This window comes from Corallococcus sp. AB032C, assembly GCF_003668935.1.
In the GTDB taxonomy this organism is placed as follows: Bacteria; Myxococcota; Myxococcia; order Myxococcales; family Myxococcaceae; genus Corallococcus; species Corallococcus exiguus.
The window spans coordinates 1-449 of sequence record NZ_RAWP01000274.1 but is presented as its reverse complement, the minus strand read 5'-3'; the positions used below and the strand labels follow the sequence as shown (position 1 = coordinate 449).

General features: G+C 40.3%; 1 protein-coding gene. It reads right to left on the bottom strand.

Translation table 11 applies throughout. The features are described 5' to 3' along the window. Nucleotides 1-275: 275 nt before the first annotated feature. Nucleotides 276-437 (bottom strand): helix-turn-helix domain-containing protein, encoded by a 162-nt coding sequence (locus tag D7X99_RS44810; protein ID WP_368667850.1) that lies wholly within the window; start codon nucleotides 435-437, stop codon nucleotides 276-278. Between the last annotated feature and the right edge of the window lie 12 nt (nucleotides 438-449).

Here is a 449-nt window from a genome sequence, read left to right as displayed (position 1 = left end):
GGATATCTAATGTCATAAGCATCCCTTTAATTATCCCCTCAACCGCTTGTAACTTTCCCACTCTTGAGCTCCACATAGTCCAAACGCCGGATGCAAAAAAATCACACGTGCATTTCTGAAATTGTGATGGAGGAAGATAGTATCAATTATATGTGCTTAGAAACGTCCCCGATTAGCGCAGAAGTCACCGGATTGTTCAGGCTACAATTGGTTGAGTATGCCGTATTTATTTTCCAAAATAAAAATCGATGCTGTTGCTCCTTCATGAAATACTTTTACTCTCTGGGCGCTTTTCTTAGCTCTCTTGGTGTTATCTTAAAACGATTATGGAACCTTTCAGTAAAACGAGAAGGACACTTGTAACCATTTTCCCTGGCAATCTCGCTGATGGGTTTTACTGTCGTTTGTATAGCAGACAACGCATTATTTAACCTCACGTCGTCCAATAT